24 protein-coding genes are annotated in these 25,294 nt (G+C 58.4%); 12 read left to right on the top strand and 12 right to left on the bottom strand.

The window, feature by feature from the left end; translation table 11 throughout:
• Position 1 precedes the first annotated feature (1 nt).
• On the bottom strand, positions 2-1,354 hold the full coding sequence (locus tag TU86_RS10885) for a 3-oxoacyl-ACP reductase (RefSeq protein ID WP_048364329.1): 1,353 nt from the start codon (positions 1,352-1,354) through the stop codon (positions 2-4).
• Between the two features lie 122 nt (positions 1,355-1,476).
• On the opposite strand from TU86_RS10885, the gene TU86_RS10880 reads away from it, so the two are divergent.
• Positions 1,477-2,751 carry an acetyl-CoA C-acetyltransferase gene (locus TU86_RS10880; protein WP_048364328.1) on the top strand — a complete coding sequence of 425 codons (1,275 nt, stop codon included), beginning with the start codon at positions 1,477-1,479 and terminating at the stop codon, positions 2,749-2,751.
• Positions 2,752-2,810: 59 nt separating this feature from the next.
• Here TU86_RS10880 and TU86_RS10875 read toward each other — a convergent pair whose 3' ends face one another.
• Positions 2,811-3,842, bottom strand: a complete 1,032-nt coding sequence (locus tag TU86_RS10875; protein ID WP_048364327.1) for a bile acid:sodium symporter family protein — start codon at positions 3,840-3,842, stop codon at positions 2,811-2,813.
• Positions 3,843-3,924: 82 nt separating this feature from the next.
• Here TU86_RS10875 and TU86_RS10870 point away from each other — a divergent pair, with 82 nt between their 5' ends.
• Positions 3,925-4,719 carry an AraC family transcriptional regulator gene (locus TU86_RS10870; protein ID WP_048364326.1) on the top strand — a complete coding sequence of 265 codons (795 nt, stop codon included), beginning with the start codon at positions 3,925-3,927 and terminating at the stop codon, positions 4,717-4,719.
• A gap of 207 nt (positions 4,720-4,926) precedes the next feature.
• Positions 4,927-5,820: a PA4780 family RIO1-like protein kinase gene (locus tag TU86_RS10865; RefSeq protein WP_048364325.1), complete on the top strand. Its 894-nt coding sequence runs from the start codon at positions 4,927-4,929 to the stop codon at positions 5,818-5,820.
• Positions 5,821-5,866: 46 nt separating this feature from the next.
• Here TU86_RS10865 and TU86_RS10860 read toward each other — a convergent pair whose 3' ends face one another.
• Positions 5,867-6,730, bottom strand: coding sequence for an MBL fold metallo-hydrolase (locus tag TU86_RS10860; RefSeq protein ID WP_048364324.1), 864 nt, complete (start codon positions 6,728-6,730; stop codon positions 5,867-5,869).
• A 92-nt stretch (positions 6,731-6,822) separates the two neighbouring features.
• On the opposite strand from TU86_RS10860, the gene TU86_RS10855 reads away from it, so the two are divergent.
• Genes TU86_RS10855 through TU86_RS10845 form a run of 3 tightly spaced genes read left to right on the top strand, consistent with a single transcriptional unit; the run spans position 6,823 to position 9,581 of the window.
• Positions 6,823-7,152 carry an ArsR/SmtB family transcription factor gene (locus tag TU86_RS10855; RefSeq protein WP_048364323.1) on the top strand — a complete coding sequence of 110 codons (330 nt, stop codon included), beginning with the start codon at positions 6,823-6,825 and terminating at the stop codon, positions 7,150-7,152.
• A 49-nt stretch (positions 7,153-7,201) separates the two neighbouring features.
• A complete protein-coding gene (locus TU86_RS10850; RefSeq protein ID WP_082149351.1) occupies positions 7,202-8,767 on the top strand; it encodes a bifunctional protein tyrosine phosphatase family protein/NAD(P)/FAD-dependent oxidoreductase in 1,566 nt (521 codons plus the stop codon).
• 7 nt (positions 8,768-8,774) lie between these two features.
• Positions 8,775-9,581: a sulfite exporter TauE/SafE family protein gene (locus tag TU86_RS10845; RefSeq protein WP_048364322.1), complete on the top strand. Its 807-nt coding sequence runs from the start codon at positions 8,775-8,777 to the stop codon at positions 9,579-9,581.
• 13 nt (positions 9,582-9,594) lie between these two features.
• Here TU86_RS10845 and cueR read toward each other — a convergent pair whose 3' ends face one another.
• The 3 genes from cueR to TU86_RS10830 all read right to left on the bottom strand — a co-directional run bounded on the left by cueR (position 9,595) and on the right by TU86_RS10830 (position 12,875).
• Positions 9,595-9,996, bottom strand: a complete 402-nt coding sequence (cueR, locus tag TU86_RS10840) for a Cu(I)-responsive transcriptional regulator (RefSeq protein WP_048364321.1) — start codon at positions 9,994-9,996, stop codon at positions 9,595-9,597.
• 13 nt (positions 9,997-10,009) lie between these two features.
• Positions 10,010-12,397: a heavy metal translocating P-type ATPase gene (locus TU86_RS10835; RefSeq protein ID WP_275575749.1), complete on the bottom strand. Its 2,388-nt coding sequence runs from the start codon at positions 12,395-12,397 to the stop codon at positions 10,010-10,012.
• 97 nt (positions 12,398-12,494) lie between these two features.
• Positions 12,495-12,875: a hypothetical protein gene (locus TU86_RS10830; RefSeq protein ID WP_048364320.1), complete on the bottom strand. Its 381-nt coding sequence runs from the start codon at positions 12,873-12,875 to the stop codon at positions 12,495-12,497.
• Between the two features lie 145 nt (positions 12,876-13,020).
• On the opposite strand from TU86_RS10830, the gene TU86_RS10825 reads away from it, so the two are divergent.
• Positions 13,021-13,224, top strand: a complete 204-nt coding sequence (locus TU86_RS10825; protein WP_048364319.1) for a heavy-metal-associated domain-containing protein — start codon at positions 13,021-13,023, stop codon at positions 13,222-13,224.
• Positions 13,225-13,345: 121 nt separating this feature from the next.
• The gene (locus tag TU86_RS10820; RefSeq protein WP_048364318.1) at positions 13,346-14,542 is read left to right on the top strand and encodes a multidrug effflux MFS transporter; all 1,197 of its coding nucleotides are present in this window, start codon (positions 13,346-13,348) and stop codon (positions 14,540-14,542) included.
• A gap of 1 nt (position 14,543) precedes the next feature.
• On the opposite strand, the gene TU86_RS23670 is transcribed toward TU86_RS10820, so the two are convergent.
• Together TU86_RS23670 and TU86_RS10815 are read right to left on the bottom strand one after the other, a co-directional pair.
• Positions 14,544-14,714 carry a hypothetical protein gene (locus TU86_RS23670; protein ID WP_371260596.1) on the bottom strand — a complete coding sequence of 57 codons (171 nt, stop codon included), beginning with the start codon at positions 14,712-14,714 and terminating at the stop codon, positions 14,544-14,546.
• Positions 14,715-14,838: 124 nt separating this feature from the next.
• Positions 14,839-15,852, bottom strand: a complete 1,014-nt coding sequence (locus tag TU86_RS10815; RefSeq protein WP_048364317.1) for a zinc-binding alcohol dehydrogenase family protein — start codon at positions 15,850-15,852, stop codon at positions 14,839-14,841.
• Positions 15,853-15,974: 122 nt separating this feature from the next.
• Between TU86_RS10815 and TU86_RS10810 the strand changes: the two genes are divergently transcribed.
• On the top strand, positions 15,975-16,880 hold the full coding sequence (locus TU86_RS10810) for a LysR family transcriptional regulator (protein ID WP_048364316.1): 906 nt from the start codon (positions 15,975-15,977) through the stop codon (positions 16,878-16,880).
• A 69-nt stretch (positions 16,881-16,949) separates the two neighbouring features.
• Here the strand turns inward: TU86_RS10810 and TU86_RS10805 are convergent, their stop codons facing one another.
• Positions 16,950-17,903 carry an adenosine deaminase gene (locus TU86_RS10805; protein ID WP_048364315.1) on the bottom strand — a complete coding sequence of 318 codons (954 nt, stop codon included), beginning with the start codon at positions 17,901-17,903 and terminating at the stop codon, positions 16,950-16,952.
• 223 nt (positions 17,904-18,126) lie between these two features.
• Between TU86_RS10805 and TU86_RS10800 the strand changes: the two genes are divergently transcribed.
• On the top strand, positions 18,127-19,212 hold the full coding sequence (locus tag TU86_RS10800) for a calcium:cation antiporter (RefSeq protein WP_048364314.1): 1,086 nt from the start codon (positions 18,127-18,129) through the stop codon (positions 19,210-19,212).
• Between the two features lie 34 nt (positions 19,213-19,246).
• Here TU86_RS10800 and TU86_RS10795 read toward each other — a convergent pair whose 3' ends face one another.
• The 3 genes from TU86_RS10795 to TU86_RS10785 form a co-directional block, all read right to left on the bottom strand.
• Positions 19,247-19,930 carry an SDR family oxidoreductase gene (locus TU86_RS10795; RefSeq protein WP_048364313.1) on the bottom strand — a complete coding sequence of 228 codons (684 nt, stop codon included), beginning with the start codon at positions 19,928-19,930 and terminating at the stop codon, positions 19,247-19,249.
• Between the two features lie 409 nt (positions 19,931-20,339).
• Positions 20,340-20,942, bottom strand: a complete 603-nt coding sequence (locus TU86_RS10790) for an IMPACT family protein (RefSeq protein ID WP_048364312.1) — start codon at positions 20,940-20,942, stop codon at positions 20,340-20,342.
• A 61-nt stretch (positions 20,943-21,003) separates the two neighbouring features.
• Positions 21,004-21,924 carry a LysR family transcriptional regulator gene (locus tag TU86_RS10785; RefSeq protein ID WP_048364311.1) on the bottom strand — a complete coding sequence of 307 codons (921 nt, stop codon included), beginning with the start codon at positions 21,922-21,924 and terminating at the stop codon, positions 21,004-21,006.
• Positions 21,925-22,047: 123 nt separating this feature from the next.
• Here TU86_RS10785 and aptA point away from each other — a divergent pair, with 123 nt between their 5' ends.
• Both aptA and TU86_RS10775 read left to right on the top strand, forming a co-directional pair.
• The gene (gene aptA, locus TU86_RS10780; RefSeq protein WP_048364310.1) at positions 22,048-23,397 is read left to right on the top strand and encodes an omega-aminotransferase AptA; all 1,350 of its coding nucleotides are present in this window, start codon (positions 22,048-22,050) and stop codon (positions 23,395-23,397) included.
• 81 nt (positions 23,398-23,478) lie between these two features.
• On the top strand, positions 23,479-24,972 hold the full coding sequence (locus TU86_RS10775) for a CoA-acylating methylmalonate-semialdehyde dehydrogenase (RefSeq protein ID WP_048364309.1): 1,494 nt from the start codon (positions 23,479-23,481) through the stop codon (positions 24,970-24,972).
• Positions 24,973-25,294 lie beyond the last annotated feature (322 nt).

The following is a 25,294-nucleotide window of genomic DNA, read 5'->3' as shown; positions in this document are numbered from 1 at the left end:
CTCATGCCCCCAACAGGCTTTGGCCACACACGCGCAGCGCCTGCCCGCTGATCGCGCCTGACCCCGGTTGGCTGAGCCACGCCACGGCTTCGGCGACATCTTGCGCCAAGCCGCCCTGGCCCAGTGAACTCATGCGTCGGCCTGCTTCACGCAGCACAAACGGAATATGCGCGGTCATTTGGGTTTCGATAAACCCCGGTGCCACCGCATTGATGTTGATGCCGCGCTCGCTCAGCAACGGTGCCCAGGCTTGGGCCAAACCGATCAGCCCGGCTTTGCTGGCGGCGTAGTTGGTCTGCCCGCGATTACCGGCAATGCCGCTGATGGACGCCAGCACAATCACCCGGCCGTCATCGTGCAGGGTGCCGCTGTCCAGCAGGGCTTTGGTCAGCACTTGCGGGGCGTTGAGGTTGACCGCCAACACCGCGTCCCAAAACTCGGGGGTCATGTTGGCCAAGGTTTTGTCCCGCGTGATACCGGCGTTATGCACCACGATGTCGACACCCTCCGGCAATTGCCCGATGAGCTGTGTGGCGGCGTCTTGCGCGCAAATGTCCAGCGTGATGCTGCGCCCGCCCAAACGCGCAGCCAGCGCTTCAAGGTCATTTTTGGCCTGCGGTACGTCGAGCAACGTGACCTCGGCACCATCGCGGGCCAGGGTTTCGGCGATGGCGGCACCGATGCCGCGCGCCGCCCCGGTGACCAATGCCTTGCGCCCGGCCAGCGGCCGCGTCCAATCGGTGACGTGGGTTGCACACGGGGTCAGGCGTAACACTTGGCCACTGATGAACGCGCTTTTGGGTGACAGAAAGAACCTCAGCGCACCTTCGAGCTGGTCCTCGGCGCCCTCGGCCACATACACCAGTTGCAGGGTGCTGCCGTTGCGCAACTCCTTGGCCAATGAACGGCTGAAGCCTTCGAGCGCGCGCTGGGCGCTGGCGGCAAACGGGTCGCTCAGGGTTTCGGGCGCGCGGCCCAGTATCACGAGATGGGCGCTGTGTTGCAGGCTGCGCAGCAATGGCTGAAAAAACTCGCGCAGTTGCTTGAGTTGATCGGTGTGCAGCAGGTGGCTGGCATCAAACACCACGGCCTTGAGGGTGGGCCCCTGGCCTGGAATCCACGGGGTGGCCACCAGCGGTTCGGGGCCATAACTGAAAACCGCGTCGGTGAGCTTGCTGGCAAAGTGATTGATTTGCCCGACCAACGGTCCGCCGCCAAGCAGTAACGGGCCTTCGACCGGACGCAAGCGGCCAGCCTGCCAGCGTTCCAGTCGCACCGGTGACGCAAGCCCTACCGCACTGACCAGCCGCTGGCCGAGGAATGAGTTGGCGAAGTCGATATAACGGTCTGACATGGAACACTCTCCGACACATGGGGTTCAAAGGGTTGACCACTAAAAGACAAGGGTCGTTCGTTAAGGGTGATAACGCCTACGCTTGTAACGACAAGTGGCGACTCAATCAAAGGGGAAAACGTATGACTCTGCGCCGTGTGGCGATTATTGGCGGTAATCGAATTCCGTTTGCCCGCGCCAACGGGCCGTATGCGAACGCCAGTAATCAGGCGATGTTGACGGCCGCGCTGGAAGGGCTGATCGAACGGTTTAACTTGCACGGCCAACGGTTGGGCGAAGTGGTGGCCGGGGCCGTGCTGAAGGACTCGCGGGATTTGGGCCTCACGCGTGAGTGCGTGCTCGGCTCGCGGCTGTGCGCGCAAACCCCGGCCTACGACCTGCAACAGGCGTGTGGCACCGGCTTGGAGGCGGCCTTGCTGGTGGCCAACAAAATTGCGCTGGGGCAGATCGAGTGCGGGGTTGCAGGCGGTGTCGACACCACGTCCGATGTGCCGATCGGGTTGAATGACGGCCTGCGCAAATGGCTGTTGCAGTTCAATCGCACCCAGGCACCGCTGGACAAGCTCAAGACGGTGTTGCAATTGCGCCCGCAGTTTCTCAAGCCTGCGTTCCCGCGTAATGGCGAGCCGCGCACCGGGTTGTCGATGGGCCAGCATTGTGAGCTGATGGCGCAAACCTGGGCCATCCCGCGCGCCGAGCAGGATGCCTTGGCCTTGCACAGTCATCAGGCGCTGGCGGCGGCGTATCACGAGGGCTGGGAAGATGATTTGGTCACGCCGTTTCTGGGGCTGACCCGTGACAACAACCTGCGCCCGGATTTGACCCTGGAAAAATTGGCTGCCCTTAAGCCGGTATTTGAGCGCAGTGCCAAAGGCACGCTGACGGCGGGCAACTCCACGCCGCTGACCGACGGCGCCTCGGTCGTGTTGCTGGGCAGTGAAGCGTGGGCCAAGGCCCAAGGGTTGCCCATTTTGGCTTATCTGCGGGACGGCGAAACGGCAGCGGTGGATTTCGTGCAGGGTGGCGAAGGTTTGCTGATGGCCCCCGTGTATGCCGTCCCACGGCTGCTGGCGCGTAATGGCTTGAGCTTGCAGGACTTTGACTACTACGAGATTCACGAAGCGTTTGCCGCGCAGGTGCTGTGCACGTTGAAGGCGTGGGAAGACCCCCAGTATTGCAAAACCCGGCTGGGCCTGGACGCACCGCTGGGTGCCATTGAGCGCAGCAAGCTCAACGTCAAAGGCAGCTCGCTGGCGGCGGGGCACCCGTTTGCCGCGACGGGCGGGCGCATCGTGGCCAACTTGGCCAAGTTACTCGACGCCGCAGGCCGTGGCCGCGGGTTGATCTCGATCTGTGCGGCGGGCGGGCAGGGTGTAACCGCCATCATCGAACGTTAACCCAGGCCCGAAGGCTGCGAGCCTTTAGAGGTTCAAACACTCGCCCCCTTCGCCAGCGCCTACAACGGAGCGGGGGCCGCCGCGCGAACGAGGTGTTGTGCCTCTTGTTGAGTGCGCGTTGCGTAGTTCTCTGCCATCACCGAGCACACGATCAACTGCAATGGGTGGTAGATCATGATCGGCAGCAAAATCAGCCCCAACCCCGGGTTGGCCCCGAAGATCAGCGCGGCCATCGGCGCACCGGCGGCGAGTGATTTTTTGCTGGCGCAGAACACCGCGGCAATTTCATCCGCCGTGCTGAATTTCAGGGCGCGGGCGGTACGGGTGGTCATCCACAGGATGGCTGCGAGCAACAACGCGCTGCCGATGAAGGCGCCAAGGATGACCGCAGCCCCTTGTTGTTGCCACATCCCCGAGACCATCGAGTTGCAGAACGCGGCGTACACCAGCAGCAGAATCACCACTTTGTCGACGATGTTGGTGTATCGCTTGTGACGGGCGAAGAAGCCCCCCAACAGCGGGCGCACCAGTTGGCCAAGCACCAGGGGCAGCAGCAACATGGCGCACAGGTCGAGCAGGGTGGCACCCAGATCAATCCCGCCCGAGCCGCTGCCCACCACGAAACTCACCAGTAACGGGGTCAAAAATATCCCCAGCACACTCGACAGGCTGGCATTCAGAATCGCCGCAGGGACGTTGCCGCCTGCACTGCCGGTGAGCGCCACGGAAGAAGAAATGGTCGATGGCAAGGCGCACAAGTAGAAGAAACCGAGCATCAGCAACGGCGCAATGCGTGTGCCCAGCAGTGTGTCGGCCAGCAGCCACAGCAGCGGGAAGACGATGAAGGTGAAGCCTTGCACCATCAGGTGCAGGCGCATGTTTTTCAGGCCGTGACTGATTTGCTCGCTGGACAGGTTGACCCCGTGCAGGAAAAACACCAGAAACACACCGATGTTGATCACCCATTCGGCGTGCATGGCGCCACCCGTGCTGCCGAAACGCGGAAACACATACGCCAGCAATGTCGCCAGCAACATGCCGCACAGAAACCAGTCGGTGAATACGCGTTTTAAGTGTTTGAGCACGGACATGGCAGGTACCGGGACATTGTAAGAATTGATGACATAGCCTAACGTCGGCCTTAATAGTCGTCTTGCGATATAAGGCCAATCCATGCCGCCAAACGGACAACGTGGCCCCCAGCGGGCGATACCTGAGCTTGCTGTGCTGCCGCGCCCGCTCTATGCGCGTGCCGAGAGTTTGGGGGCGGGTTCGTGGACGCCACGCCATCAGCACGATTGGGTGCAGTTTTCCTACGCCATTAGCGGCGTGCTGGGCGTGCATACCGACGAAGGCAGCTTCTTTGCGCCACCGCAGTGGGGCATCTGGATTCCGGCGGGGCTGGAGCACGAGGTGCTCACCTCGATGCGCGCGGAAATGCGCAGCGTGTATGTGCGCCGCGAGGATTGTCTTTGGGCGCCCGAACAGTGCCGGGTGCTGGAGGTCACGCCACTGGCCCGCGAGTTGATTAAAAGCTTTTGTGCATTGCCGGTGAACTACCCCGAAGGCGGTAGCCCCGAGCAGCGGCTGGTGCAGGTGCTGCTGGACCAGTTGGCGAACTTGCCTGAGGTCGGTTTTTCGTTGCCGTTACCGCGTCATGCGCGATTGCTGGTGTTGTGCAATGAATTAATTGCAACACCCGATGCCGAAGTCAGCGTGGGGCTGTGGTCGGCCCGTTTGGGCATGTCAGACAAAACCCTGATGCGATTGTTTCAGCGTGAGACAGGTTTGAGCTTTCGCGGCTGGCGTCAGCGGGCGCGCTTATTGGCCTCATTGCGGGTGTTGGAGGAGGGTGGGCATGTCACTCGTGCCGCTCTGTCCTGCGGGTATGAGTCCACTTCGGCGTTTATCGCGGCGTTCAAAAAAATGTTTGGCTTTACACCGGGGGAGCTGTTTCGCCAAGGTTGAGGCCGCAAGGATTAGACGCTGTTCAAAATCTGGCGCTCGTCTATCATCCAGAGCGTTTGACGCACGAGGCGACAGACGAGATTTATGCGCACAGGGAGTGCTTGCAAGCGACTTGGAACACGGTGCCCCTCTCCCCGAGATGCGCGGATTGCCGTATAACGAGTGACATTCGCGTGTTTGGTAATAAAGGACCCTCAATAAAAGCTGATGAAGACTCCAAAACGCTTAGAACCCCTGATCGAAGACGGTCTGGTCGACGAGGTGCTGCGCCCACTCATGAGTGGTAAAGAAGCAGCTGTGTACGTAGTCCGTTGCGGCAATGAGCTGCGATGCGCCAAGGTTTACAAGGAGGCTAATAAACGAAGTTTTCGTCAGGCCGCCGAATATCAGGAGGGTCGCAAGGTTCGCAATAGCCGTCAGGCCCGAGCGATGGCCAAAGGCTCGAAGTTTGGTCGCAAAGAAACCGAAGACGCCTGGCAGAACGCCGAGGTTGCCGCCCTGTTCCGTCTGGCGGGCGCGGGTGTGCGGGTTCCCAAACCGTTCGACTTCCTTGAGGGCGTGCTGTTGATGGAGCTGGTGGCCGATGAATACGGCGACGCTGCGCCGCGTCTGAACGACGTGGTGCTAGAGCCGGATCAGGCCCGTGAATACCACGCGTTTCTGATTCAGCAGATTGTGCTGATGCTGTGCACCGGTCTGGTTCACGGTGATTTGTCCGAGTTCAACGTACTGCTCACACCGACGGGCCCGGTCATTATTGACCTGCCGCAAGCGGTTGATGCAGCGGGTAACAACCACGCGTTCAGCATGCTGGAACGTGATGTGGGCAACATGGCGTCTTACTTCGGGCGTTTTGCGCCTGAATTGAAGAGCACCAAATATGCCAAGGAAATGTGGGCGCTTTACGAAGCGGGCACCTTGCACCCTGGCAGCGTGTTGACAGGCGAGTTTGACGAGCCGGACGAGCTGGCAGATGTCGGCGGCGTTATTCGTGAGATTGAAGCAGCACGTCTGGACGAAGAACGTCGTCAGGCGGTACGTGCTGCCGATGATGCGCCCCCTGGCAAAACCGAAGAGCCGCCTCCGCCCTGGATGCAGTGATTCGCGGAATAAAGAATCCGGCTTAGGCCGGATTTTTTGTGCCCGTTCAAAACCGGTTCAGCGGCACTTTCAAACTGCACAAGCCACTGTTATCGGCCGGTGGCAGGTTGCCCGCGCGGATGTTGATCTGAATCGCCGGGATCAGCAGCTGCGGCACTGAGAGCGTGGCGTCACGGGTGGTGCGCATCGTCACAAAACCTTCAAGGTCGATGCTGTCATTCACATGGATATTGCTCGCGCGTTGCTCGCCAACCGTGGTTGACCACGCGACGTCACGGCCTTCGGGCGGGTAGTCATGGCACATGAACAAGCGGGTGTCGGTCGGTAGCGCCAGCAGGCGTTTGATGGATTGATACAGCTGGCGCGCATCGCCACCGGGAAAGTCGCAACGCGCGGTGCCGACATCGGGCATGAACAAGGTGTCGCCGACGAAAATGCAGTTGCCTTCAATCTGGTAGGCCATGTCGGCCGGTGTGTGCCCCGGCACATGCAGCGCGCGTACTTCGAGGGTGCCGATGTAAAACACGTCATCGGCTTTAAATAATTTGTCGAATTGCGAACCGTCCTGTCTGAACTCAGGCTCAAGGTTATAAATGTCGCGGAACACCCGTTGTACGTGAGTGATGGGCGCGCCGATGCCGATTTGGCCCCCCAGTTTTTGCTTGAGGTAGGCACTGGCGGACAGGTGATCGGCGTGGGCGTGGGTTTCCAGCAACCATTGCACGGTCAGGCCCTGTGCCTGCACAAACTCAGCGATCAGGTCTGCGCTGTGGGTGCTGATACGTGCGGCGCTAGCGTCGTAATCGAGTACGGGGTCGATGATCGCGCAGGCGCAACCGTTGGTTTCGTACACCACGTAGCTGACGGTGGACGTCGCGGGATCGTAAAAGCCCTTGATTTCGGGGAGCATGGCGGCCTCACATCAATTGATACAGTTATCAATATATTGAAACATATATTATCGAGTCGTAAACTGTCGAGCATCATGTCACGGAGGCTCACATGACTGCTCAACTTACGGGTGAAGAAATCGGTCTACTGCGCGACTCTGCGTCCAAAGCGTGCACGCTGCTCAAGGTGCTGGCCAACGAAGATCGCCTGTTATTGCTGTGCCAATTGACCCAGGGTGAGCGCAACGTGGGCGAGCTTGAAGCGCTGACAGGTATCCGACAGCCTACGCTTTCTCAACAACTGGGCGTTTTGCGTGATGAGGGGTTGGTCAATACCCGGCGCATGGGCAAGTTTATTTTTTACTCGCTCGCCAGTTTCGAAGTGGTCTCTGTGATGCAAACCCTGTCGGGTTTGTACTGCGGCCAAGCGCTGAAAAAGTGATGCGCTGCGAGACCTGAACTTTTCATTTTTACGGTGCCTGGAGTGCTCAATGGAGCAAAACATCAAGCGAATCGACGCGTCCTTTTCGGTGGCGGGTCAAATCGGTCAGTCTGATCTCCACTCATTAGTCGCGCTGGGATTCGCCAGTGTGATGTGCAACCGGCCCGATCATGAAGGTGGGTCCCAACAACCTGAGCACGCAGCCTTGCAGCAGGCGGCGCAAGCTCTGGGCTTAAGATTTGTGTACCTGCCGATAAGCACCCGTGGCGCCACCGCGCAGGATGTCGAGCAGATGCGCGCATTGCTGGCGCAACTGCCCACACCGATTCTGGCCTTCTGCCGCACGGGCAACCGGTCTTCCAAACTGTATGAGGCGGCCACCCAACCGCCTCGCGAAGCCGCAGCGTATGACGTGGTAGTGATTGGCGGTGGCTCGGCGGGTATCTCGGTGAGTGCCAGTTTGCTCAAACGTGATTCAGCGCTGCGCATTGCGGTGGTCGAACCCTGTGCCGAGCATTACTATCAGCCCGCCTGGACGCTGGTGGGCGGTGGCGCCTATGACGTTAAAAACACCGTGCGGGCCACCGCCGAAGTGATGCCCAAAGGCGCGACATGGATCAAGGCGTCGCTGTCGGCTTTCGCCCCAGAGCGCAAGGTGGTGCTGTTGAGTGATGGCTCTGAACTGGCGTATCAACAATTGATCGTCTGCCCGGGGCTGGAGCTGGCCTGGGAAAAAATCGAAGGACTGGAAGACACGTTGGGCAAGCACGGTGTGACGTCCAACTATCGCTACGACCTGGCACCTTATACCTGGGAGCTGGTGCGCACCCTGCGCGGCGGAACTGCGCTGTTTACCCAACCGCCCATGCCGATCAAGTGTGCAGGTGCGCCACAAAAAGCGATGTACCTGGCCTGTGACCATTGGCGCAAGCAGGGGGTGCTGGATGCCATGAACGTGGAGTTCAACCTGGCGGGCGCCGTGCTGTTTGGTGTGCCCACCTTTGTGCCGCCGCTGATGAAATACGTTGAAGCCTACAAGGCCAAGCTGGCCTTCCAGTCCACCTTGGTGAAGGTCGACGGCCCGAACAAAACCGCGTGGTTTGAGGTGACCGATGCTGACGGCCACGTCACGCGTCATGCCAAAACCTTCGACATGCTGCATGTCGTCCCGCCGCAACAAGCACCGGATGTGATTCGCCGCAGCCCGTTGGCCGACAGTGGCGGCTGGTTTGAGGCCGACCCGGCCACGCTGCAACACCCGCGTCATGCCGACATATTTGCGCTGGGGGATGTGTGCGGTACGCCCAATGCCAAAACCGCCGCAGCAGTACGTAAGCAGGTCGTGGTGGTGGCTGAAAACCTGATCGCTTTGCGCAAAGGCGCGGCATTGCCCAAGCGTTATGACGGCTATGGATCCTGCCCGCTGACGGTCGAAAAAGGCAAAGTGATTCTGGCCGAATTCGGTTATGGCGGGAAACTGCTGCCCACCTTTGCGCTGGACCCGACCGTGGCACGCTCGTCGGCGTGGTTCCTCAAGGCGTCCTTCCTGCCGTGGTTTTATTGGCAAGGCATGCTCAAAGGGCGCGAGTGGTTCACCGACTGCGCGGATAACTGAGCCGGCCATGTTGATCATTCTGTTAGGTATGTTGGTGGGCGTGGTGCTGGGGTTGACCGGTGCCGGGGGCGGCATTCTGGCGATTCCGGCGTTGACCCTGGGTTTGGGCTGGACCCTGGCGCAAGCGACGCCTGTTGCCTTGTTGGCGGTGGGCACGGCAGCGGCGTTGGGTGCGCTGGACGGGCTGCGCAAAGGCCTGGTGCGTTACAAGGCGGCTGCGTTGATGGCGACGATCGGCTCAATCACTTCGCCGCTGGGGTTGTATCTGGCCAAGCTGTTACCGGCCAAGGTGCTGGTACTGCTGTTTGGCGGGGTGATGGTGTTTGTGTCGGGGCGCATGTTTTGGCAGGCGCGAGCCGATGCGCACGAGGACGCGAGCGAAAGCGTGCTGGAGAAAAACTGCATGCTCAACCCGAGCACCGGGCGTTTGACCTGGAATGCGCGGTGCAGCATGACACTGGTGTCGATCGGCGCTACGTCGGGTTTGCTGACCGGGTTGTTGAGTGTGGGTGGCGGCTTTCTGATCGTGCCGGCTTTTCGCAAGTTCAGTGACGTGCGTATCCACGCGGTGGTGTCCACTTCGCTGATGGTGGTGGCGCTGGTGTCGCTGGGTACGTTGGGCAACTTGATGCGTCAGGGCGTGAGCCTGTCGGGCGACGGTGTGTTGTTTATTGCGGCAACACTCGTCGGGATGATCGCGGGGCGAATGATTGCACCCAAGGTGTCAGCTCAGGTGCTGCAACAAGGTTTTGCGGTGCTATGTGCGGCGGTCAGTGTGCTGATGTTCGCCAAAGTGCTCATGATGAGCCTTTGACGAAACAGCCGACTCAGGCGCAGCAACTCCCCGACTCCAACCCTTTGAGGATCGGGCAGTCGGGCCGGTGATCTCCCTGGCAGGTGTCAACCAGGTCTTGCAGGGTGTCGCGCAAGCTGCTCAATTCGACAATCTTTTGGTTCAGTTCGTCGATGTGCTGACGCGCCAGGGCTTTTACATCGCTACTGGCCCGCTGGCGGTCCTGCCACAGGGCCAGCAGTTTGCCGACTTCTTCCAATGAAAACCCCAGGTCCCGCGAGCGTTTGATAAACGCCAGGGTGTGCAAGTCCTCGTCACTGTACAGGCGGTAGCCGCTGTCACTGCGGTGGGCAGGCTTGAGCAGGCCGGTGGCTTCGTAATAACGAATCATCTTGGCGCTCAACCCACTGTGCTTGGCGGCTTGGCCGATATTCATGACGACTGTCTCCTCACTCAATGTCCTTGGGTTTCCAGAACTTCAGTAACAGTGCGTTACTGACCACGCTGACGCTGGAGAAGGCCATTGCGGCGCCCGCCAACACTGGGTTCAAGAAGCCAAAGGCGGCCAACGGGATACCGATCACGTTGTAAATAAACGCCCAAAACAGGTTTTGGCGGATTTTGGCGTAGGTTTTGCGGCTGATCTCCAGGGCGGCGGGCACCAGTCGCGGGTCACCGCGCATCAACGTGATGCCCGCTGCGTGCATGGCCACGTCAGTGCCGCCGCCCATTGCAATCCCGATATCGGCTGCGGCGAGCGCCGGGGCGTCGTTGATGCCGTCGCCGACCATCGCCACCACGCCGGTCTTTTTCAGCTCGACCACGGTTGCGGCTTTGTCGGCGGGCAGCACTTCGGCGTGCACGTCTTTAATGCCCAGCGCCTCGGCCACGACCCGGGCACTGCCTTTGTTGTCGCCCGTCAGCAGGTGGCTGCTGATGTGGCGTTCGGTGAGTTGTTGCACCGCGCTCAGCGCGCCGGTTTTGAGCGTGTCACCAAAGGCAAACAGGCCCAGCACTTGGGGCTGCGGGCTTTGCTCGATCAGCCACGACAAGGTGCGGCCTTCGGCCTCCCAGGCGGTGGCCGCGTCGGCAAGGGTGCCGGGGTTGAGGCCGGTTTCTTCCAGCAGGCGCCGATTGCCCAGCGCCAGCCGCCGATCCAGCAGCGTGCCAGCAATGCCGCGCCCGGTCAGTGACTGGCTGTCGGTGACGTCGGGCACGCTCAGGTTTCGCGCAGCGCAAGCGTCCAGCACGGCCTTGGCCAAGGGGTGTTCGCTACCACGTTGTAAGGCGCCTGCTGCTTGCAGTAACCGTGCTTCATCACCATCCAGCGCGCTGAAGTGAGCGATTTGCGGGGTGCCGGAGGTCAGGGTGCCGGTTTTGTCGAACACCACGGCGCTGACTTCGTGGGCGCGCTCCAGCGCTTCGGCATCTTTAATCAAAATGCCGTAGCGGGCCGCGACGCCGGTGCCGGCCATGATTGCTGTCGGTGTGGCCAAGCCCAGTGCGCAAGGGCAGGCGATCACCAGTACGGCCACGGCGTTGATCAGCGCGGTTTCAATCGGCGCGCCATAGAACCACCAGCCGAGTAAGGTGGCCAAGGCAATCAGCAACACCACCGGGACGAAAATCTGGCTGACTTTATCCACCAGCTTCTGGATCGGGGCTTTACCGGCTTGTGCGTCTTCAACCAGGCGAATGATGCGGGCCAGAACGGTTTCGGTGCCCAGGGCCAGGGTTTTGATCACGAGGCGACCTTCGCCGTTGATGGCGCCGCCGGTGACGTTATCCCCAGGCTGCTTGGGCACGGGCAGGCTTTCACCGCTGATCAGGGCTTCGTCGGCGTGGCTTTGACCTTCGACCACTTCGCCGTCTACCGGGAAACGTTCGCCGGGTTTGACCAGCACCAGATCGTTGAGGCGCAAGTCACTGATGGCTACGTCCTGTTCCTGACCATCGACCACTCGCAGGGCGCGTTCGGGGCGCAACGCTTCAAGCGCGCGGATTGCGCTGGCGGTTTGGCGTTTGGCGCGACTTTCGAGGTATTTGCCCAATAGCACCAAGGCGATGACCACTGCAGACGCTTCGAAATACAGGTGCGGCATGCTGCCGGGCGCTGCGATGGCCCATTCGTACAGGCTCAACCCATAACCGGCACTGGTGCCCAGCGCGACCAGCAGGTCCATATTGCCCGCACCGGCTTTGACGGCTTTCCAGGCGGCGACATAAAAGCGCGTACCCAGAATGAATTGCACCGGGGTGGCGAGCAAAAATTGCACCCACGCAGGCAGCATCCAGTGCAGGCCAAAGGGCTCGACCAGCATCGGCAACACGAGCGGCAACGCCAACACAATGGCGGCCACCAAGGACCATCGCTCACGGCGCAGACGTGTGTGTTGATCGTCTTCAACGGCTTGCACATTTTCGGTCAATTGAGCGGTGTAGCCGGCTTGGCCAACAGCCTCAATCAGTACGGTGGGATCGACGTGGCCCAGCAGGTCGACATGTGCCCGCTCACTGGCCAGATTGACGCTGACGCTTTTGACGCCGGCGACCTTGGCCAGTGCTTTTTCAACACGACCCGCACAACTGGCGCAGGTCATGCCGCCAATACTCAGTTCCAGGCTATGGCTGGGCACGCTATAACCGGCGTGGGTGACGGCTTCAACCAGTGCGGGCAGGCTGTCGGCGGGCGCTTCGACGCGGGCTTGTTCAGTGGCCAAATTAACGCTGACCGCTGTAACGCCGGGCACTTTGGTCAGGGCTTTTTCCACGCGTCCAGCACAACTGGCGCAGGTCATGCCAGCGATAGGCAGGTCGTATTGGGTGGGCACGAGCAATCCTCCTCAAGAAGTTATCTCTCCATAGAATCGACCTTGACCCCGTGGCAAGGTCAAGGCCCCTTGTTGATCGTTACGGCCGACCTTTGAGTCGCGCTTAATACTCCAGCTTGGCGGGTAGCAGGTACATCCCGTGTTCTTTCTGGGCAATGCGATATTTACGGACATCGCCTGCCTTCAAGGTGATGGCTTGTGAGGGTGGCGCGAGCATGCCGGGCAAGCAGCCGGGGGCTTGCCCAGGCAAAAGCTTGAGCCGCAAGCTGATTTGGCCCGGTGGGAAATTGAAAGAGGTGGCTTGTTCCTGGAACAAGCGTCCGGCCAATTGGTCATTTACATAGAGACCAATCTCACAGTTGGTGGGCACCTCAAGACGTTCGCGGGAAATGATTAACACCCCGTAGTCCTCACTCGCATTTGCCCACAACGGCAAGCTGGCAAGGCCCAAAAGGCTGACTAGGCTCAAAGCGGACCAGCGCATGGCTACGTATCCTGTTTTTAAATCATAAGGTTTGCAGCTTGGCCGACCGCGAAACAGATTGCCAGCATCGGTTGGCAACAACACGCTTGACCTTGCCACGATGGCAAGGTCAACACTCAAAGCCTCTCACCAAGGAGCAATCATCATGCAAACATTTAAAGTTGACGGTATGACCTGTGGCGGCTGTGTGGGTGCAGTGACCCGTGCGGTGCAGAGCTTAGACAAAGACGCCAAAGTGGACGTGGATCTGGCGAGCCATACGGTCAAAGTTGATAGCCATCTGCCCGCCGTGCAAATCATCGACGTCATCACCACGGCCGGGTTTGAAGCGCGTAGCACCCATGCGTGAATAAACTTTTGCCGCTGGCGCGTCAGGTTTTTATTAGCTAGCTCGCTATCTTTATGTTCAAGGTGTTCAGGCACGGCTAGACTATCGGGCCGCGCAGACAGCAGCCTGACCTGGACACCTGATGAATTTTAGAACCATCCTGATTCTGGGCGCCTTGAGCGCCTTCGGCCCCTTGGCCATCGATTTTTACTTGCCGGGCTTCCCGGCGATGGCGCAAGCATTCGCAACCGATGAAAAACACATCCAGCTCACGCTGGCCGTTTATTTTCTGGGTTTGTCCATTGGCCAGTTGGTATACGGCCCCATCGCGGACCGTTTCGGTCGGCGCCTGCCTTTATTGGTCGGGGTGGGGCTGTTCACTGCGGCCTCCTTTGCCTGCGCGTTTGCGCCATCGCTGGAATGGCTGATCGGGGCGCGCTTTGTGCAAGCCCTTGGGGGGTGTGCGGGCATGGTGCTGTCGCGGGCGATTGTCAGCGACAAGTGCGATGCGGTGGGGTCGGCGAAAGTGTTTTCGCAACTGATGCTGGTCATGGGACTGGCACCGATTCTGGCGCCGATGCTCGGTGGTTTGCTGGTCAATCTGTATGGCTGGCAAGCGATTTTCATCGTATTGACGGGCTTCAGCGCCCTGGCGGCCTTGGCGGTGGCATTGGGCCTGCCGGAAAGCTTGCCGGCCAACGTGCCGCGTCAACCCCTGTCGGGTGCGCTGCGTCAATACGGTCGGTTGCTCAAAGATCGCGAGTTTCTGGGGCATGCATTGACCGGCGGGATCGCAATGGCCGGGATGTTTGCTTATATCGCGGGCTCGCCGTTTGTTTTCATCAAGTTGTATGGCGTGCCCGCCGAGCACTACGGCTGGCTGTTTGGCAGTAACGCCGCAGGCTTTATTTTGGTGGCGCAAATCAACGCCCGTTTGCTGGCCAAGCGCGGCCCGGCCTTTTTGCTGTCGCGCATGGTGTGGGTGTATCTGGCGGCGGGCTTGACGCTGTTGGCGATCAGTTCTTTGCACACCGAACAGCTGTGGCCGCTATTGATCCCGCTGTTTATCTGCATCGCCAGCCTTGGCTGCATCATCCCTAATGCCTCGGCGTGTGCAATGAGCGGGCAGGGCGCACGTGCTGGCAGTGCTTCGGCCATGCTGGGTTGCTTGCAGTTCAGCGTGGCCGCAGCGGCCGCCTGGTTGGTGGGGTTGCTGCATGATGGCAGTGCCATGCCGATGGCGATGGTCATCAGCTTGTGCGGTGTGCTGGCGGTGTCGATTGCGGTGGCAACCCGGCGGTTGTACACCGCGCGGATTGCCGCTCAAACGTCGATCTGATCTACCCCGCCATGCGCTCAGGCAATCTGTGCGGGGCTTGCAGGCGTGTTCGCAGTGTATCCACAAAGGCTCTGGCCTCGGATTCACTGCGAAAGTTAACGGCTTGCTGGTCGATTTGTACCTGCCATTGGCAGTCGCGGGATCTTGCTAACGCTTTTATCAGGATTTTCATTTCTGGCCTCCTCAGGTTCGCAAAGGAGGCCAGTGTATGCCCGAAAACGCGATGAAATATGACGGGCATCAAGTCTCTGACTGACGGTTGAAAAATGGCCGCATTCGTCCCTTCTCGTGTTTGATCAGAACCCTTCGAGCACGATTTTGCCCTTGGCTTTACCGCTTTCCAGCAGTGCATGGGCACGTCGCAGGTTGCTCGCGTTGATGGCGCCAAAGTGCTCGCCGACCGTGGTGCGCAGGGTGCCAGCATCAATCAGCTCGGCGACGCGGTTCAGCAGGTGGTGCTGCTCGATCATGTCCTGGGTTTGGAACAGCGAACGGGTGTACATGAACTCCCAGTGCAGCGACAGGCTTTTGCGTTTGAGCTTGGTGATGTCGAGGGCCTTGGGGTCATCAATCAACGCCAGCTTGCCTTGTGGGGCCAGCGCTTCGACCAGTTGGTCCAGATGCTGATCGGTTTGGGTCAGACTGGCCACGTGGGTGACGGCGTCGATGCCTTGGCGTTTCAGCTCTGCGCTTAACGGCTGGCTGTGGTCGACGATAACGTCGGCGCCCAGCTCGCGTACCCAGGCTTGAGTGTCAGGGCGCGAGGCGCTGCCAATGACCTTAAGCGCCGTGAGCTGGCTGGCCAGTTGCGTCAGGATGGAGCCGACGCCGCCTGCTGCGCCGACAATCAACAAACTTTGTTGCAGATCCGTTTGGCCTTGGGAGATGGCGAGGCGCTCAAACAATAACTCCCATGCGGTGATGGCGGTCAGTGGCAGTGCCGCGGCTTCAGCGAAACCGAGGCTCTTTGGCATATGCCCGACAATGCGCTCGTCGACCACATGACGCTCACTGTTGGCCCCCGCACGGGCTATGGAACCTGCGTAAAACACCTTGTCACCCACCTTGAACAGGCTCACGTCACTGCCGACGGCCTTGACCACGCCTGCCACGTCCCAGCCCAGGACTTTGGCCGTGCCAGCGTCGGGCTGTACGTTTTCACGCACCTTTGTGTCCACAGGGTTGACCGAGATCGCTTTGACCTCCACTAAAAGGTCGCGTGGCCCAGCAACCGGCTCGGGAAGCTCGATGTCTTGCAGGGCCAGCGGGTCTTGAATCGGCAGCGAATGGTAGTAAGCGACAGCTTTCATGGGGCGCATCCTGTGAAGGGAAACTGGAGAAGGCGATGATTCGCTATTTCACCGCGCAGTAAAACCGGCTAAAACAGCAGGCTCTTTCAATATTTTTTTGATAATCGACGGTTTTATTCACCATGCTGCGTTTTGACGATCTGCAATTGTTTGTGCGCGCTGCTGACCTGGGCAGCTTGTCTGCGGCTGCGCGAGTAATGGACATGTCGCCTGCGGTGGCGAGTGCGGCACTCAAACGGATCGAAACTCAGCTGGGCGCGCGCTTGCTGGCGCGCTCCACGCGTAGCTTGCGTTTGACCGCAGAAGGCCAGGGCTTTCTCGACTATGCACGTAAGGCGCTAAGCAGTCTGGATGAAGGGCGACGGCTTTTGGCGCGCGGGCAGGATCAAGTGAGTGGCGTGTTGCAGCTGTCAGCACCGTCGGACTTCGGGCGCAATGTATTGCTGGCGTGGCTGGATGAGTTTCAGCGTGAGCATCCGAAGCTGACGGTGCGGCTGCTGCTTGGGGATCGGATTGTTGATCTGTTTCGCCAACCGGTGGACATCGTCTTGCGCTATGGCGAACCTGAGGACTCCAGTTTGGTTGCGTTGCCGGTCGCGCCGGACAATCGCCGGGTGTTATGTGCCTCGCCCGCCTATATCGCGCGCGCTGGCGAACCGCGCCAGCTTGAACAATTGCTGCAACACAATTGCCTGTTGTACATGCTCGGCACACGGGTGCACGACCATTGGCAGTTTCATGATGGCAAGCGAGAGGTGGGGCTGACAGTGAGCGGCGACAGGTTCAGCGATGATGCTGATGTGGTGCGTTTATGGGCGTTGGCCGGGGCGGGCATTGCTTATAAGTCCTGGCTGGACGTGGCGGCAGATGTGCGGGCGGGAAGGCTCAAGGTGCTGATGCCAGAGCTTGAGGGCGAGCGGGCGCCGTTAAATATGCTATGTGCACACCGCGCGCAGTTGAGTAAACCGGTGAAATTGTTGCGTGACATGCTCAGTGAGCGTTGTGCAATGTTGGCGCGTGACCTGTAGCAACGGCCCAAGGCTGCGATCGTTTTGCGGTGCTCGCTCAAACGATCGCAGCGTTCGTGGCGCTCGTGTTTACGGCTTGACCAAACGGGCATCCAGACCGTTTTGCGCCAGGCGCTTGGCCTGATCCTGGGTCATGCCCAAATGGGTGTGCAGCGCGTGGAAGTTCTCGGTCATGTAACCGCCGAAGTACGCCGGGTCATCCGAGTTCACGGTCACCTTTACACCGCGTTCCAGCATCTCGAGGATGTTGTGTTGCGACATGTGATCAAACACGCAGAGCTTGGTGTTGGACAACGGGCACACGGTCAACGGGATTTGCTCCTCGATGATGCGCGCCATCAAGCGCTCGTCTTCAATCGCTCGCACGCCGTGGTCGATACGCTCGATTTTCAACAGATCGAGGGCTTGCCAGATGTATTCGGGCGGGCCTTCTTCACCCGCGTGGGCAACGGTCAGGAAGCCTTCGTCACGGGCACGGTCAAACACGCGCACAAACTTGCTGGGCGGGTGGCCCATTTCCGAGCTGTCCAGGCCGACCGCAATAAAAGCATCGCGAAAAGGCAGGGCTTGGGTGAGGGTTTTTTCGGCTTCTTCTTCGCTCAAGTGGCGCAAGAAACTGAGGATCAAACCGCTGCTGATGCCCAGTTGCTGCTCACCGTCTTTGAGTGCTGCGGCGATGCCGTTGAGTACGACTTCGAACGGCACGCCACGGTCGGTGTGGGTCTGGGGGTCAAAGAACGGTTCGGTATGAATCACGTTCTGCTCTTTGCAGCGCAACAGGTACGCCCACGTCAGGTCATAGAAGTCTTGCGAGGTACGCAAGACGTCAGCGCCCCGGTAATACAGGTCGAGGAATTCTTGCAGGTTGTTGAACGCGTACGCTTTGCGCAACGTTTCAACATCGTTCCACGGCAGGGCGATCTTGTTGCGTTCCGCCAGGGCGAACAGCAGTTCAGGTTCCAGAGAGCCTTCAAGGTGCAAATGCAGTTCAGCTTTTGGCAGGGCGTTGAGCCAGTCGTACATAACAGGTTTTCTCATCAAATCAGGTGCAGATGGCGGCATTCTACAGGTCAGCTGCGACATATTTGGTAAAACCCGACCAAGCTATTTGCCACAGCGCGGTGACTGCACAGGTTTGAATCCATCGAGTGACACGGGTCGTGAACTAATATGTAACGAAACGTTAGCGGGCTGCGGCAGTCTGTAACCCAACGACGTGTATTGGTTCTCAGGTAAAAGGCTCGCGATGCTGACTTTATTAAAAGATGAAAAACTCCTGCTGCTGGCGATTGTTATGGCGTGTGTGGCCTTCCCGCTGGAGCATTGGTTGCTCAGCAGCGGGCAGATGACGGCATTGATCGCAGGCTTTGTGCTGATCGCGGCCATCGTCTGTGCCTCCATGCGCGTGGCCCATCACGCCGAAGTCTTGGCCGAAAAGTTTGGTGACCCCTATGGGACGATGATTCTGACGCTGTCAGCCGTACTGGTTGAGGTCGTAATCCTCGCGATCATGATGAGCAATGAAGCATCACCGACGTTGGTACGGGACACGATCTATTCGGCTGTGATGCTCGATATCAACGGCATCCTCGGCTTGGCTGCGTTGATGGGCGGCATCAAACACGGTGAGCAGTCCTACAACGACGACTCTGCGCGGACCTACAGTGTGATGATTTTGACCGCCATGGGCGTGTCGATGGTGGTGCCCGAATTTATCCCCGAAGCAGACTGGAAAATTTACTCGGCGTTCACCATTGGCGCGATGGTGCTGCTTTACACCTTGTTCCTGCGCATGCAAGTCGGGCCGCACAGCTACTTTTTCAGCTACAGCTACCCGGAGAAAAAAGGCCGCAAGCGCGCACCTGAAGGCTCGCCCGCCCATTTGACGTTGTCGGTCGGGGTGTTGGTGTTCGGCATCATTGTGATCGGCGCACTGGCTGAAGTGATGTCCAAGACCCTCGACCTTGGTTTGGAAGGGACGGGGGCACCGCCGGTCATCACGGCGATACTGGTGGCGGCGATCTCTGCGGCCCCGGAAATTCTGACGGCTTTGCGCGCAGCATTGGCCAATCGGATGCAGTCGGTGGTTAACGTGGCGTTGGGTGCTTCTTTGTCGACGGTTATTTTGACCGTGCCAGTGATGGAGGCGATGGCGTTGTACACCGGTCAGCCATTTCAGATGGCGATGACGCCGGTGCAAACGGTGATGGTGTTGATCACGCTGGTGGTCAGTGCCATCAACTTGAATGACGGCGAGACCAATGCAATTGAAGGCATGACGCATTTTGTGCTGTTTGCGACGTTCATCATGCTGTCGTTGTTGGGCCTTTAACGGAAGGGCGGTAGACGCCTACCGCCCAGCCTGCTTACCAGGGAATGGTTTGACCTTTGTAGTCGATGAAGTGATGGCCACCTTTGCCCGCGTACGCGTTTACCTGTTCGACCAGGCCACGGGTGCTGGTGGGCACATCAATTTCTGCGTCTTCACCGCCCATATCAGTTTTCACCCAGCCAGGGTGCAGGTTCAGCACGGTAGGGCGGTCTTCACCCAGTTGGCCGATAAATGTGTTGGTCATCGAGTTAAGTGCGGCTTTGCTGGCTTTGTAAAGCGCCATTTCTGGTGCGTCGGGTGACTTGATGCTGCCAATGCCGGAACTCATAAAGGCCAGAACGCCACTGCATTTTTGGATTTTGCTGACAAAAGCCTGTGCCACGTTGATCGGTGCCACGCTGTTAGTCAGAAACAGTTGGCCGATGTCGGCAAGGCTGGCGTCCCCCGAGAGTTGATCGTCCGGGCCTTTGATACCGGCGTTTATAAAGACCAGATCAAAAACCTCATCGTCCAGTTTCTGGCTCAGCGCCTTGATGGCCTGTTGCTCGTCAATGTCCAGTTCTTCGACACGCACCGCGCCGAGCGCTTTAAGGGGCTGTGCATTGTCCGGGTTGCGAACCGTGGCCGTGACGTGCCAGCCATCGTTCAAAAGTTCTTTCACCAGGCCCAAGCCCAGCCCACGTGATGCGCCGATGATGAGTGCTTTTTTTACAGTCATAAGTTGCGTCCTTATAGGGGAAGGAAGGGATCACCGCTGAAGGTTTTACTCCTTCACGGGGCGGATGCACACCCATACGGGTTGGTTAAAAAACGTACAGACTGAGGCGGACTTTACAGGCAGCGCATTCGCGTTGGGTTTGCACGGGTTATCCACAGGTTGCTCCACAGGAACTGTGTGCAACTCGTGCGCAGGGTTATAAGCGCTGCGGGATAAGTGTCTTAGGGCAATAAACACGCTTAACGCACTGTTTGTAGGACAGTTTTAAGTGGGGTGGGTGGAATTGGTCATAAAACGTACAAATTTCTGTAAGCCCCGCAGGCCGTGGCTTTCAGACGTGTGTGCTCAGGTTATCCACAGTCGGGTGCACAGTGGCTGTGGGCAACTGTTTGTGTGGGAATAAGGGCGATCAGTCATTCGCTTTGAGTGAATAACGTTCAAGCACAATCCTGCCGCGACTGAGGTCGGCAAGTTGTTGTTGCAGTGGCTGAATGTGTTCTTCGGCTATGGCCAGCTGCAAATCAACGCCGTTAGCGGTAAAGGTTTCTTCGCTGAGTACGCCATTTAGCTCGCTGATACGCAGTTTGACTAACACCCATTCGCTGAAGCTGCATGCGCACCGCAGTGCCACCCGCGTGACCAAGGGAAACTTGTCGGCATTTTGCAGGCATTTGTTTGCCCCGCCGCCGTAGGCCCGGGCCAGCCCGCCAGTCCCCAATTGGATACCGCCGTACCAACGAATCACCAATACCACCACTTGATCGCAGTCCTGGGCCTCTATCGCGGACAAAATCGGACGTCCGGCAGTGCCGCCGGGTTCTCCGTCATCGCTGCTGCGGTATTGATCGCCCAGTTTCCACGCCCAGCAGTTGTGGGAGGCGTTGAGGTCGCTGTGTTGATCAATAAACGTATGTGCCTGTTGGGTGCTGGTGATCGGTGCGGCGAGGGTGATAAAGCGGCTTTTACGGATTTCTTCGCGATACTCGCAAAGGCCGGTCAGGGTTGAGGGCATATCAGTTCCGGGCTGGAGGCAGGTTTAGGACCATCGCGATGGGGCACAAGGTGGGCGAACGTTAGCGTGTCGCTTCAAGGCTCTCAAGGAAACTTTCGAGTACCAGGTGCGAGCGCCGACCCTTGCGGGTGACCGAGGCCAGACTCAAGTCATAAAAGCGTGCTGCGGGTTTAAGTGCGCGCAGGCGGCCTTGTTGAACCCACAAACTGGCGTAGTGGTCTGGCAGGTAGCCGATGTAGCGCCCGGTAAGAATCAGAAACGCCATGCCTTCACGGTCCGAGGCGCTGGCGGTGCAGTTGAGTGCCTGGTAGTGCGCTTGAATATCGGACGGTAGGCGAAAGGTTGGCGCAATGGCGTCTTGTTCATTGAGCCTTTGATCGGGTAGCTGATGGTCATCCACATAGAACAACGGATGGCCAACGGCGCAATAAAGCAGCGAACGCTCGCTGTAGAGCGGCTGATATTCCAGCCCGGAGAGTGCGCTGGCCTGAGGCACCACCCCTACATGGAGGCGTCCATCGAGCACGCCTTGCTCGACTTCATTCGGCGAAATCATGCGGATCTGGATTTGTACGTCCGGGCCACGCTCTTTGAGTTGGGCCAGTGCGTGGGTGATGCGCATGTGGGGGAGGGTAACGAGGTTGTCAGTCAGGCCGATCGTCAACTCGCCGCGCAGGTGTTGATGCAGGCCGTTGACCTCTGTACGAAAGCTTTCAAGGGCTCCGAGCAATTGCAGCGACGACTGATACACCTCGCGACCTTCTTCTGTCAGGGAAAACCCTGCTCGCCCACGTTGGCACAAGCGCAAACCCAGGCGCTGCTCCAGGTCGCTCATTTGTTGGCTGATGGCTGAGCGGCCTATGCCAAGAACGGTTTCGGCCGCTGAAAAACCGCCGCACTCCACAACGCTGCGAAAGATGCGTAGCAGGCGTATATCAAAGTCACTGACTTGCGCTAAAGCATCGGAGCGGCGGCTGCTCATAGTTTAGTAAACGCCTAACTAAAGGTTAGAAAAGTTGAATTTCACCGACTTTATAGGCGTGGCAATTTAGCTGCAACAACGATTTCGATCCCACGCTGCTTTCTGTCTTGCGAGGTTTTGCTGATGAACATGCCTGAAAACGCCGAGTTAAACGTGGCTAGCCAGCTCAAGCTGGATGCTCACTGGATGCCTTACACGGCAAACCGTAACTTCCATCGCGACCCGCGTTTTATCATCGGCGCAAAAGGCAGTTATCTGACGGATGACAAAGGTCGGCAAATTTACGATTCATTGTCAGGTCTGTGGACATGCGGGGCTGGACATACCCGCACCGAGATCCAAGAAGCGGTCGCCAAACAATTGGGCACGCTGGATTACTCGCCGGCCTTTCAGTATGGACACCCGCTGTCGTTTCAGTTGGCCGAGAAAATCACCGAGCTGACGCCAGGTACGCTCAATCATGTGTTCTATACGGACTCGGGCTCCGAGTGTGCGGATACCGCAGTGAAAATGGTGCGTGCTTATTGGCGCCTGAAAGGCCAGTCGACCAAGACCAAAATGATTGGCCGTGCCCGTGGTTATCACGGCGTGAATATTGGCGGCACGAGCCTGGGCGGTGTGAACGGCAACCGTAAGATGTTTGGTCAGGCCATGGCGGACGTCGATCATTTACCGCACACGCTATTGGCCAGCAACGCATTCTCGCGCGGTATGCCGCAGTTGGGCGGAATTGCGTTGGCTGATGAACTGCTCAAGTTGATCGAGTTGCATGACGCGTCGAACATCGCCGCTGTGTTTGTCGAGCCGATGGCGGGTTCGGCCGGTGTCCTGGTGCCGCCGCAGGGTTATCTGAAACGTCTGCGTGAAATCTGCGATCAGCACAACATCTTGCTGGTGTTCGATGAGGTGATTACCGGATTTGGTCGTACCGGCTCGATGTTCGGCGCTGACAGCTTCGGCGTCACACCGGACTTGATGTGCATCGCCAAACAGGTCACCAACGGTGCGATTCCGATGGGCGCCGTTATTGCGACAACCGAGATTTATCAGACATTCATGAATCAACCTACGCCTGAGTATGCGGTTGAGTTCCCACACGGTTATACCTATTCGGCGCACCCCGTGGCGTGCGCTGCGGGGATTGCCGCGCTGGACCTGCTGCAAAAAGAAAGCCTGGTACAAAGCGTGGCTGAAATAGCGCCGTATTTTGAGAATGCGTTGCATGGTTTGAAAGGCGTTAAAAACGTAATCGATATTCGCAATTATGGTTTGGCCGGTGCGATTCAGATTGCCCCGCGAGATGGCGATGCGATCGTGCGGCCTTTCGATGCGGCAATGAAACTGTGGAAGGCGGGTTTCTACGTGCGCTTTGGCGGTGACACGCTTCAATTTGGGCCAACGTTTAACAGCAAACCCCAAGAATTGGATCGATTGTTCGATGCAGTGGGTGAGGCGTTGAATCAGGTCGACTGATCCCTTCTATATAGAAGAGACATTTTCGTTTTTGGACAGGCGTGTACCGTTCACGCCTGCAAGCATGTTTTTGGAGTTGCAATGAGCACGATTCAACATTTGATCAATGGTGAGATGGTGAGTGATGCCGGTCGTACGGCGGATGTGTTTAACCCCTCGACCGGCAAAGTGATTCACCAGGTGCCTTTGGCCAACCGCGAGACCATTCAAAAAGCCATAGACACGGCCAAGGCGGCGTTTCCGGCCTGGCGTAATACGCCTCCAGCCAAGCGCGCTCAAGTGATGTTCCGGTTCAAGCAGTTGCTGGAGCAGAACGAAGCACGCATTTCGCAGCTGATCAGTGAAGAGCATGGCAAAACGCTAGAGGATGCTGCGGGCGAGTTGAAACGTGGGATTGAGAACGTTGAGTACGCGTGCTCGGCTCCGGAAATCTTGAAGGGTGAGTACAGTCGTAACGTAGGGCCGAACATTGATGCGTGGTCAGACTTTCAACCGATAGGTGTGGTTGCCGGGATTACGCCTTTCAACTTTCCAGCCATGGTTCCGCTGTGGATGTACCCGTTGGCGATTGTGTGCGGTAACTGTTTCATCTTGAAACCCTCGGAACGTGATCCAAGTTCAACACTGCTGATAGCACAGTTGCTGCAAGAGGCGGGGCTGCCCAAGGGGGTCTTGAGCGTGGTTCATGGCGATAAGGCCGCTGTGGATGCACTGATCGAGGCGCCGGAAGTCAAAGCCCTGAGTTTTGTAGGATCGACGCCGATTGCTGAGTACATCTATGCCGAAGGGACCAAGCGCGGCAAACGTGTGCAAGCGCTGGGAGGTGCGAAGAACCATGCGGTGCTGATGCCGGATGCTGACCTGGACAATGCGGTGAGTGCGTTGATGGGTGCGGCTTATGGTTCGTGTGGCGAGCGCTGCATGGCGATTTCTGTTGCTGTGTGTGTGGGCGATCAGGTTGCGGATGCGTTGGTGGCCAAGCTGGTTCCGCAGATCAAGGCGCTCAAAATTGGCGCGGGAACTTCATGCGGTTTGGACATGGGGCCATTGGTATCTGGCCCGGCGCGTGACAAGGTCAGCGGCTATGTGGCGCAGGGTGTAGCGGCTGGTGCAGAGCTGGTGGTTGATGGGCGCGGACTGAGTGTTAAGGATCACGAGGAAGGCTTCTTTTTGGGCGGCTGCCTGTTTGATCGTGTGACGCCAGAAATGAGTATCTATAAAGAGGAGATTTTTGGACCGGTCTTGTGCATCGTTCGGGTGAATAGCCTGGAGGCTGCGATGCAGTTGATCAATGATCACGAGTACGGTAACGGAACTTGCATCTTTACCCGTGATGGCGAGGCGGCTCGTCTATTTTGTGATGAGATCGAAGTGGGGATGGTGGGGGTTAACGTGCCGTTACCTGTGCCGGTGGCCTATCACAGCTTTGGTGGCTGGAAGCGCTCCTTGTTTGGTGACCTGCATGCATATGGGCCGGACGGGGTACGTTTTTATACGCGTCGTAAAGCAATTACTCAGCGCTGGCCGCAACGCGCCAGTCATGAAGCATCGCAGTTCGCTTTCCCGAGCCTGTAAGGCGCAGGTCAGTGCGCTGATGACGAGAGGCCAGCCGTAAGGCTGGCCTCTGCATTTCGGCACTTATATGACGATATGACAAAAATATGAAATCAGTGCTTGACGCAGGATTCCAGCGGCCTATAATTCGCCCCACTTCCGGCGTTGACGAAACGGAAAACTCCTTGAGTATCAATGAGTTGGACGGTTTTCGGCGATGCTAGCTTCAAATCATCGAAGCAGGAAATGAGGTGTTGACAGCAGCGTGTAACGCTGTAGAATTCGCCTCCCGCTAACGAGAGATCGAAAGCGCAAGTGGTTGAAGTTACAAGGGAAACTTTGA

The sequence above is a fragment of the Pseudomonas weihenstephanensis genome (assembly GCF_001043055.1).
GTDB lineage: Bacteria > Pseudomonadota > Gammaproteobacteria > Pseudomonadales > Pseudomonadaceae > Aquipseudomonas > Aquipseudomonas weihenstephanensis.
The sequence above is the reverse complement of the archived record's forward strand: the minus strand, read 5'-3'. Positions and strand labels throughout refer to the sequence as shown.